Consider the following 6,310-nt stretch of genomic DNA (forward strand, 5'->3'; position numbering starts at 1 on the left):
ATTTAAATACTATTATTATACAAATAAACTATATCATAGCACTTTGAAAACGGAAATAATTCCATCCGAATATGTTTTTATAACTACTTACTCAAATAAAGATTATAGTGATAAGCATGAAAATTTATATTTGTATAATTTAAAAACTAAAGAGAAAAAATTATTCTATGTTAATAAAAGTTTGTATAATCAGCATGATTATGATATATATGGGGAATATTATGATATAAAAGGTAATTTAACTACTAATTGGACAGATACAAACATGCATGCAAATAGACTTTATGAAATTACTAATAATAGATTTGGAGAAACTTTTTATAATCTTATTTATTATGATAGTTCAATAAGCTTTAGAATAACTAAAACCAATGATTATATACAAAAAGCATATAAATATAGTTTAACTCAACCTGAAATTATTAACAAAAATGATAGAGGAATATATTTATTTAATAGCAGAGGATTTATTATTAGTAGGTTGTGTTTACAAAATGAATATTATAAAAGCAATGATGATTATTTTGAAGAAAGCGGATTATTAAATTATAATTCTAATGGAATGGTTATAGTTTATGAAGGCAGTCCAGATATGCGGTATTCTTATTCAACCTACGATAGGTGGTGGAACGAATGGTTTACATATAATGATAGAATGGATTCTATAACAAAGACTGTTTATTTTCAATTAAATAATAAATCATTAATAAAACCGACTTGGAATGAAGTTACAAATGATTTTTTAAATTATAGAAAATCAATACAAAAAAGAGATAAAGTATTTTATACAAAAGAGGAGATAGAAAAGAACCTTCGGGTATATAATGATTTTACGGATACAAAATATTTAGGATTTATTCCAATAGAAGAATTTGAATATTATTTAAAGTAAAGGAGTTAAAAATGAGAAATAAAAAATCTTGGACAGATGAAAATGGAGACATTTGGACTTGGGACGATGAAAATAATGTTTGGACTAACGGCAAAGGAGATGAAACAGATTTTAGTCCTGAAGAGTGGGAAATTGAAGAAGAATATATAAGAGGGCAAATGTTTCCAGATGATGAGGATGGAAGTCAAGAAGAAGATTTTTACGAAGATTTGAGTGAATGAATTATGAAAAATTATCATAAAGGAGAATAAAAATGTTAAGAAAAATATTATTAAGTTTAATTTTAATTTTGGCTGTAGGCTGTGGCGGAAATTCTTTCAAAAATGGAGTTTATGAAGGTTTTTTAGAAGGCTCTGTCGAGAAAGAACCTCATAAATATATTATAAGTAAGGATAAAATAGAGGATATAAGTTATAATACGACAAATTATTATTCAAAAATAAACGATAAAAATGAGGACGATAAAGATATTGTTTATTATGTAAGCGAAATGGAAATGGGAGAAGGAAAAATTAGAACTTATTTAGGAATAAAACAAACCAATGATAATTCGCTTGTTACATATCCTCTCGATACAGCGGAATTCAGAAGAGATTTAAATAATTTTCTACTTGCGTTTAGCGTGGGGCTTGCCGATGCAAATAGTTTTAACGCCATTGCTACGATATATTCGATAGATATAAATAATCCCGTTATTTTTGAAAAAGTTGAAGAGTAAATAAAGTTAGAAAATATTTCGTTAGTTAAATTGAACAGGGCGGGGATAAAACCTCGTCCATTTATTGTTTTCTATTTCTTAAATAACTCGCTATGTAAACCTAAATCAATGCAAGTTAAAACTAAAATATCTTCTTTCTTTTTATAAATCAAAAGTAAATCTGGTTTTATATGGCATTCTCTATATTCTTTATAATTTCCTTTCAATTTATGGTCACTATATTTTTGTTCTAAAATTTCGCCGTTTGATAATTTTTCTATAACTTCCAATACGAGATTTGAATTTTGTGGCGATAATTTTTTAAATTGTTTTTTGAATTTTTTTGAAGTTTCTATTTCGTATTTCATTTAAGCATTGCCTTTTTAAACTCTTCAAAATTTTTATATCTTTCCACTTCTCCGTTTTCAACTTCTTTTATCGCTTCGATTAGTTCATCGCTCGGTTCTTTTTGAATTGTCATTTTTGCATCAGTAAGTTTGACTACATTTTTTATAGCTCTTTCTAAATTTTTATCCGCATTTTCGATTATTAATGTCATAATAGCTCCTAATTTTTTATAATCTTATTATATAGCGAATTTAATAAAAAACAAAGTATTAAAATATATTTTATATGTCGATAAAGAATCTTAATAAATTTTTTATTCTCGCTTTAAGTTCGTTTTGTCCTACGGGTTTTTTTACATAATCGCATGCGCCTTTTTCCAAACCGCTCACTACATCGTCTTCGCTATAATTTTTTGTTATGATTATTACGGGAATATTTTTTAATTTCATTTCTTTTTTTATTTCTTCCAAAGTGGAAAAAGAAACTTTATCATCAATCAAATTTATATCCATTAAAATTATATCGGGAACTATTCTTTTTAATTCTCTTAAAGGTTTTGCCAAATCTGTTATGCATATTATATCGTAATCGTCTTTAAGCCATTCTATATAATTTTTTCTCGTTACAAGAATAGGCTCTAAAATCGCTATTTTATATTTTATGGTTCTTCTTTTTATTTTTTTTTCTTTTCTATTTTTGTTTTGATTGAAATCTAAAAATAATTTGAAATCGGAATATTTTATTTTATATCTTCTTCCCGGGGTGACTTGCGTTTTGAGTCCGTAATATCTAATCCAATAATTTACGGTAGTTCTTGCGACTCCGACTAATTTTGCGGCATCGGATGGAGATAATAAATCATCGTCATCGTATAATATTTCGTTATTTTTCACAAACAATCCTTAATAATTAAAAAATAATTAAATGTAGCAAATGTATAAAATATAAAATTTATAAAAAGATTAATCTATAATTAAAATTTTGTCAAATAAAAATATTAATTGACATTGATTATAATAATTATAATTTTAAAAATTCCGAATTATTTTATATAATGTTTAATTTTTGGTTTTTAAGATATAAAAGAAAAATATAAATTAAAAAAGGATTTTATTAATGAAAGGTTCGGTTGTAGCCGTTATATTTGTAGTTATTAATGTAATAGCCATAACCGTATTTATGACTGTCGTGTCGGTTTCGATAAGAAAATCGATAATAAACGAAGAGGAACTTTCAAGAGCTTCTTTAAATAAAATAATAGAAATTTATTCAAATAAAAATATAGCTTCGATAAATTATTATAATGCCGTTTCCGTGATTCCGAGATTGGATATATATACTTTGAATTCTTTAAGCAATTATATAAGAAGAATAAATTTAATAAATACCGATAAAACTTTGATAGAAAAACCGATTACTTTTCAGGAATTTCAATATCTGCATGCAAGAATACAGGAAAATATAGATAAAATTAATTATACGGCGAGAAATTATCCCGTTTTGAGAACGAACGAAAACTATATAAAAGCTTTGTCCGATATAAGACCGATAATTGAAGAAGAAAAAAAAGCGATAGAAATATACAATAATCATATAACCGAATATAATAAATTAACTTCAATGCCGCCTTCGAGTATAGTCGCGGGAATAATGGGAAAATTTCCTTTTTTGACTTTTGAAACGGGAACAAATATAATATCTCAAACTTCGCATATTTTTGATTAAATTATTTTTCTTCTTAATTTTTTTATCAAGGAAAATTCCATGCTTCCGAATATAATTGTAGTAATATATAAAATCTAATTTAAGGAAATTATAATTATGATAAACGGAGTTGGCAATTTTTTAGCTTTTGCAGATAATAATATTTCTTCAAGTAACAATTTGGAAATTATTAACGATAATTCTTTTGCCGAAATGTTGAATAAACTTCAAAAAGAAGATATTTATTCGGAAAGTTCGACAAATAAAAGCATTGATAGAGACGATTATAAAAATTCTGACAATATAGAAAATAATAATGACGATTTTCAAAAATATTTGGAAACTATGGATAACGATAAAGTTGAAGAATTTAATCATAATTTGGAAAATCAAAACGATAACAAGCAAATAAAAAATAATAAAGAAGAAAATAATAATATAGAAAATTCTTTGGAAGATAAAAAAACTGAAAATGCAGAAAATAACGCTATTAAAGAAAATTCCAATGATTTAAATTCCGACAAGAAAAAAATTGAAACTCTTAAATCAATAAAAGAAAAAGCAAAAAATCTTATAGAAAAAAATAATTTATCCGTAAAAGATTTAAAAACCGATAAGAATGCGGAAAAATTATCTTCTTCTTTTTTAAATATGACAAAAGAAGAAAAAGAAAATCTTATAAAAGAAATAAACGATTTGAATAAAGAAATTAAAAAATTAGAATCGAAAGAATTAAACGAAAATGAAAAAGAAGATTTATTAAATTTATTTGAATCTTTAGAAAATCTAAAAAATATAATTATAGAAAATTCAAAAGAAAAAAGCGAAAATATAAAAGAAAATAAAGAATTGCAAATTAAAAATTTGGAAGAAAAAAATATAAAAGAATTGAAAGAAAATTTGAAAGAAACCGAATCAAATAAAAATGCAGAAAATATTGAAGAGATTGATTTAGAATATAATTTTGATTTGGAAGATAATATACAATCAAATAAACGCGAAAACAAAACCGAAAACTTAAATAATAATTCCAATAACAGTTTAAATAATACAATTTCGGACGATAAGGGAGCGGAGATTACGATTATAAATATGAAGGATTCTCCCGAAGGCGCTAACTTGAAAGGTTTTAATCATTATAATAATGTTTCAAAAACTCAAAGCGGAAATAGTCTAACAGAAAATATGATTAAATTTCAAGATTTGATGGGCAAACTTGTCGAAAAGGCTCAAGTCGCGATTAATAACGGAAAGAGCGAAGTTTTAATGTCTCTTAACCCAGAATATTTGGGAAAAGTTAGATTAAAAATAAGTATGGAAGGCGATAATTTTGTCGGAAAAATATTTGTCGATAATGCCGAAATAAAAGATATATTCACAAAAAATTTGGATACCGTGATAACCTCGTTAAACGAAATCGGAATTAATATAGAAGGTTTCGATGTAATGTTAAGACAGGATATGCCTAATAATGAAGAATTTTCAGAATTTGCGGATAATAATTCTTTCGGAAGATTTGGAGGCGGAGATTTTGTAGAAGAAACAGTTGCGGATATTAGAAATTATATTGTCCCAGAGAGAAAATTAAATTTATTGATATAATTTTTAAATAATTTATTAACTAAAATTAAGGAGATAATAATGTTATCGGCGGAAGCTTTAAGAATGACGGATAAAGAAATAAGAATATTAAAAAACGAAGTGGGCGCTTTTAATTTGCAAAATAATTATGAGCGTGACCCGAGTAAAAATTCATTGGGGAAAGACGATTTTCTAAAATTATTAACCGTTCAAATGAGTCATCAGGACCCTTTGTCTCCTATGGATAATAGAGATATGATAGCTCAGCTTGCGCAGTTTTCTTCGGTGGAACAAATGACGCAGGTTAATAAAAATTTGGAATCTATGAAAACATTTTATTCGAGTCAAACGGGTTATTCTATGCTCGGTAAAAGCGTTGAAGTAATGGACGAAGCGGGAAACAGATTTTTGGGACCGGTTGAAATGGTTATGGAAAACGATACGGGAGTCGCTTTAGCCGTTAGAACTGAAAACGGTTTGATAACGGTTCGTCCAGAAGATGTTATGATAGTTCATTCGAGCGGAGAGTTAATAGCTTCAGAATCCGCGGCAACTCAAAGAATAATTGACGCTCAATCGGAAGACGAAGCTACAAAAGTATTTCAATCTTCTTTGGCTCAAAAGTCGCAAATTATTTCAAGACCTTCGGCGGAAGATGACGGTTCGGCAGGTTCGGATGGAAGTTCCGCAATTTTGCGTTCTGTGGAATAATTAAGACTAAAGTGTTTGCTTACCAGTTTAATACACTGGCTTTCATTCCGTTAACCTATGGAATTTGATTTTAAAAATTCAACTTTATTAATATTGGATTGCCACGCTCACGCTCGCAATGACGATATTTTTTAACCGTCATTACGAGGGAGTGGGGCATCTGCCCGCCTTTGGCGAACGACCGAAGTAATCCAGAACAAAGAAATTTTATTATTTTGGATTGGATTTAGCCTTGCTTTTCTACGAAAGCTCGCAATGACGGAATTATTAAAAATATTTGCAATGACAATAAAAAATCATTTAATTAAAATAGAAAATATATAAATTATGTTAACTTTTGCCGTAAATTCGCTTAAATTCTTTCATAAATTCATTAC

Annotated in this window: 9 protein-coding genes; 6 read left to right on the forward strand and 3 right to left on the reverse strand. The window is 27.1% G+C overall.

Annotation, left to right across the window (positions count from 1 at the left end; all coding sequences use genetic code 11):
• The 3 genes from ACR0QS_RS09770 to ACR0QS_RS09780 all read left to right on the forward strand — a co-directional run.
• Positions 1-892: hypothetical protein (locus tag ACR0QS_RS09770; RefSeq protein WP_432633259.1), on the forward strand; the 892-nt coding region annotated here is incomplete at its 5' end.
• A gap of 11 nt (positions 893-903) precedes the next feature.
• Positions 904-1,113: a hypothetical protein gene (locus ACR0QS_RS09775; protein ID WP_432633260.1), complete on the forward strand. Its 210-nt coding sequence runs from the start codon at positions 904-906 to the stop codon at positions 1,111-1,113.
• Positions 1,114-1,145: 32 nt separating this feature from the next.
• Positions 1,146-1,610 (forward strand): hypothetical protein, encoded by a 465-nt coding sequence (locus ACR0QS_RS09780; RefSeq protein WP_432633261.1) that lies wholly within the window; start codon positions 1,146-1,148, stop codon positions 1,608-1,610.
• Between the two features lie 71 nt (positions 1,611-1,681).
• Here the strand turns inward: ACR0QS_RS09780 and ACR0QS_RS09785 are convergent, their stop codons facing one another.
• The 3 genes from ACR0QS_RS09785 to ACR0QS_RS09795 all read right to left on the reverse strand — a co-directional run bounded on the left by ACR0QS_RS09785 (position 1,682) and on the right by ACR0QS_RS09795 (position 2,830).
• Positions 1,682-1,957, reverse strand: a complete 276-nt coding sequence (locus ACR0QS_RS09785; protein ID WP_432633262.1) for a type II toxin-antitoxin system YafQ family toxin — start codon at positions 1,955-1,957, stop codon at positions 1,682-1,684.
• On the reverse strand, positions 1,954-2,148 hold the full coding sequence (locus ACR0QS_RS09790; protein WP_432633263.1) for a hypothetical protein: 195 nt from the start codon (positions 2,146-2,148) through the stop codon (positions 1,954-1,956). The genes ACR0QS_RS09785 and ACR0QS_RS09790 overlap by 4 nt, the downstream gene beginning before the upstream one ends.
• Positions 2,149-2,218: 70 nt before the next feature.
• On the reverse strand, positions 2,219-2,830 hold the full coding sequence (locus ACR0QS_RS09795; protein WP_432633264.1) for a response regulator: 612 nt from the start codon (positions 2,828-2,830) through the stop codon (positions 2,219-2,221).
• A gap of 223 nt (positions 2,831-3,053) precedes the next feature.
• Here ACR0QS_RS09795 and ACR0QS_RS09800 point away from each other — a divergent pair, with 223 nt between their 5' ends.
• The 3 genes from ACR0QS_RS09800 (at position 3,054) to ACR0QS_RS09810 (ending at position 5,933) form a co-directional block, all read left to right on the forward strand.
• Positions 3,054-3,662: a LemA family protein gene (locus tag ACR0QS_RS09800; RefSeq protein WP_432633265.1), complete on the forward strand. Its 609-nt coding sequence runs from the start codon at positions 3,054-3,056 to the stop codon at positions 3,660-3,662.
• A 96-nt stretch (positions 3,663-3,758) separates the two neighbouring features.
• Complete coding sequence (locus ACR0QS_RS09805) at positions 3,759-5,243, forward strand: flagellar hook-length control protein FliK (protein ID WP_432633266.1); 1,485 nt, start codon at positions 3,759-3,761, stop codon at positions 5,241-5,243.
• A 39-nt stretch (positions 5,244-5,282) separates the two neighbouring features.
• The gene (locus ACR0QS_RS09810) at positions 5,283-5,933 is read left to right on the forward strand and encodes a flagellar hook assembly protein FlgD (RefSeq protein ID WP_432633267.1); all 651 of its coding nucleotides are present in this window, start codon (positions 5,283-5,285) and stop codon (positions 5,931-5,933) included.
• Positions 5,934-6,310 lie beyond the last annotated feature (377 nt).

Source organism: Brachyspira sp. (assembly GCF_050873525.1).
GTDB lineage: Bacteria > Spirochaetota > Brachyspiria > Brachyspirales > Brachyspiraceae > Brachyspira.

Excerpts from the sequence above, each read along its gene's own strand:
- ACR0QS_RS09790 (WP_432633263.1), bottom strand. The coding sequence starts at position 2,148 with ATGACATTAATAATCGAAAATGCGGATAAAAATTTAGAAAGAGCTATA.
- ACR0QS_RS09775 (WP_432633260.1), top strand. The coding sequence starts at position 904 with ATGAGAAATAAAAAATCTTGGACAGATGAAAATGGAGACATTTGGACT.
- ACR0QS_RS09810 (WP_432633267.1), top strand. The coding sequence starts at position 5,283 with ATGTTATCGGCGGAAGCTTTAAGAATGACGGATAAAGAAATAAGAATA.
- ACR0QS_RS09800 (WP_432633265.1), top strand. The coding sequence starts at position 3,054 with ATGAAAGGTTCGGTTGTAGCCGTTATATTTGTAGTTATTAATGTAATA.
- ACR0QS_RS09780 (WP_432633261.1), top strand. The coding sequence starts at position 1,146 with ATGTTAAGAAAAATATTATTAAGTTTAATTTTAATTTTGGCTGTAGGC.
- ACR0QS_RS09805 (WP_432633266.1), top strand. The coding sequence starts at position 3,759 with ATGATAAACGGAGTTGGCAATTTTTTAGCTTTTGCAGATAATAATATT.
- ACR0QS_RS09785 (WP_432633262.1), bottom strand. The coding sequence starts at position 1,957 with ATGAAATACGAAATAGAAACTTCAAAAAAATTCAAAAAACAATTTAAA.